Here is a 2,659-nt window from a genome sequence, read left to right on the forward strand (position 1 = left end):
AAAACCGTCCCACCAGAAACCACCGAACCAGAAACCACACCCCCACCCACACCACCACCAGCCAAACCACCCAACCCCTCAACCACACCCTCCCGACCACCCCACACCACCGCACGACGACCAAAAACCCCACGCGAGACCACAGACGACCACCCCACCTCACCCACACCCACACCCGAACCACCCACGAGGCGGTCCCGGTAGCGGGCGGCCTGGTCGCGCAGGGCCGCGGCGGTGCGGGCGGACAGCAGCACGGGGAAGACCTCGGAGCCCGGCTCGGCCGGCGCGGCGGGCCCGGGCTCGGCGGCCACCGGGGCCTGGGTGAGCACCACGTGGCAGTTGGTGCCGCCCATGCCGAAGGACGAGACACCCGCCACCAGTTCCCGCTCCGGGTGAGGCCACTGGGTGAGCGAGGTGGGCACGCTCAGGCCCAGGTCCGCCAGCGGGATGTCCGGGTGCGCAGTGGCGAAGTGGAGGCTGGCGGGGATCTCCCGGCGGCTGACCGCCAGCACCGTCTTGAGCAGGCCGGCGATGCCTGCGGCGCCCTCCAGGTGGCCGATGTTGGTCTTGGCCGAGCCCACCAGAAGCGGGTCCCCGGGTGCGTGGCGGCGGCCGACCGCGGCGCCGAGCGCAGCCGCCTCCACCGGGTCGCCCACCCGGGTGCCGGTGCCGTGCAGTTCGACGTACTGGACCGTGGCCGGGTCGATCCCGGCCTGGTCGTAGGCGGCGGTCACGGCCTCCTGCTGGCCCCGGACGGTGGGGACGGTGAGCCCCTCGCTCGCCCCGTCGTTGGTGACGGCGCTGCCGGCGATCACGCAGTACACCCGGTCGCCGTCGGCCAGGGCGGCCGCGAGCGGCTTGAGCACGACCATGCCGGCGCCCTCGCCACGCACGTAGCCGTTGGCCCGGGCGTCGAAGGTGTGGCAGCGGCCGTCCGGGGAGAGGCCGCCGAACCGCTGGCTGCCCACGGTGGACTCGGCGAGGATGTTGAGGTTGACCCCGCCCACCAGCGCCGTCGTCGACTCGCCGCGCCGCAGGCTCTCGCAGGCCAGGTGGACGGCGACCAGGGACGAGGACTGGCCGGTGTCGACGGTCAGGCTCGGGCCCTGCAGGCCGAGGGTGTAGGACACCCGGTTGGCGATGATGCTGCGGTGGGTGCCGGTGAGGCTGTGGCGGTCCAGCGCGGTGGCTCCCCGCCGGTACAGCAGGGTGGCGTAGTCGTCCCAGATCGCGCCGACGAAGACACCGGTGGCGCTGGCGCGCAGCGCGTCGGGAACGATGCGGGCGTCCTCCAGCGCCTCCCAGCTCAGCTCCAGCACCAGACGCTGCTGCGGGTCCGTCATCGCCGCCTCGCGCGGCGAGATGCCGAAGAAGGCGGCGTCGAAGGTGTCGATGCGCGGCAGGAACCCGCCGCGGCGCAGGCCGTCCTCGACCCCGGGCCACCGGTCCTTCGGTGCGGGCCCGACCGCGTCCACGCCGTCCCGCAGCAGACGCCAGTAGTCCTGCGGCGACGCCGCCCCCGGCAGCCGGCAGGCCATGCCGACCACGGCGACCGGCTGGTCCGAGGAGCGGTGGGCAGGGGCCTGGGAGGAGGAGGCTGACGTCACCGTGGTCTCTTTCTGGTCGGGTCGCACTCGGGGGGAGATGTGGGACGGGAGGGCGGGGCGGTCACCCGTGGGGCTCATGAGGCACCGCCCGCCGAACGGTGCTGGGGACCGCCCAGCACCGTGAGGGCCAGGTGCTCGGCGAACTGCTGCGGGCAGTCGCGCAGGAAGAAGAAGTGGCCGCCCTCGAAGCGGTGGACGGTGCAGGCCGCGGCGGTGCGCTCCCGCCACGCCTCGGCGTCCGTCTCGCTCACCAGGGGGTCGGAGGTGGCGTGGAAGACGTCGACGGGGCACTCCAGCAGCTCGCCGTGCGCGCTCTCGCGCCCGGCGCACAGCCGCAGGTCCCCCCGGGTGAGGTCGACGGCGGCCCGCAACCAGTCGGGGTAGCGCAGCAGTTCGGGGGAGAGCCCGCCGATGTCGAGCATGGTCCGGATCAGTACCTGGTCGTCGGCCTCGGCCCGGTCGGCGAAGGCGGCGCCGCGCTGGGGCGCCCGGCAGGCCGCGGCGACCAGCCGGGCCGGCGTGGAGGCCCGGCGCCGCTGGCGGCGCAGAACGAGGTCGTGGGCGACCAGGGCGCCCATGCTGTGGCCGTAGAACGCGTAGGCACCGCTCAGGTGGGGGTCCAGGTGGCTGTCGAGTTCGGCGACCAGCTCCGCCATGGTGGCCGGCAGGGGGTGGGCGCGGCGGCCCTCGCGGCCGGGCAGTTGGACGCCGACGACCTCCACGCGGCCGGCCAGTGCGGTGCGCAGCCCGGAGAAGACGGAGGCCCCGCCGCCGGCGGGGTGGAAGCAGAAGAGCCGCTTCCGGCTGCCTGGTGGGGGCAGTGAGGGGAGGTAGGGGGTGCCGGGCGCTCGACGCTCGCCCACTGCGGTGACTTCCTGCACGTTCGCCTCCTGTCGGACCTGTGCCGATGGTCGGCAGGAGGGATAAAGCCGCTCTTACGCCCGCCTTTTCCACGGCGCCCGCAGGCACCCCCGCGGCACTCCGGTGGACGGTGTCCGGCCCGGCGCACCGCCCGGCGGCGAGCGGTGCGCCGCCGGGCGGTGGGCCCCGGG

2 protein-coding genes are annotated in these 2,659 nt (G+C 74.6%); both read right to left on the reverse strand.

From position 1 onward, the window contains the following. The coding region (locus ACFV3R_RS34085; RefSeq protein ID WP_385591328.1) for a type I polyketide synthase at positions 1–1,538 on the reverse strand (1,538 nt) is incomplete at its 3' end. Between the two features lie 143 nt (positions 1,539–1,681). Continuing rightward, positions 1,682–2,488, reverse strand: coding sequence for a thioesterase II family protein (locus ACFV3R_RS34090; protein WP_385591307.1), 807 nt, complete (start codon positions 2,486–2,488; stop codon positions 1,682–1,684). Positions 2,489–2,659: the final 171 nt, after the last annotated feature.

Origin of the sequence: Streptomyces sp. NPDC059740, assembly GCF_042733155.1 — a bacterium.
GTDB lineage: Bacteria > Actinomycetota > Actinomycetes > Streptomycetales > Streptomycetaceae > Streptomyces.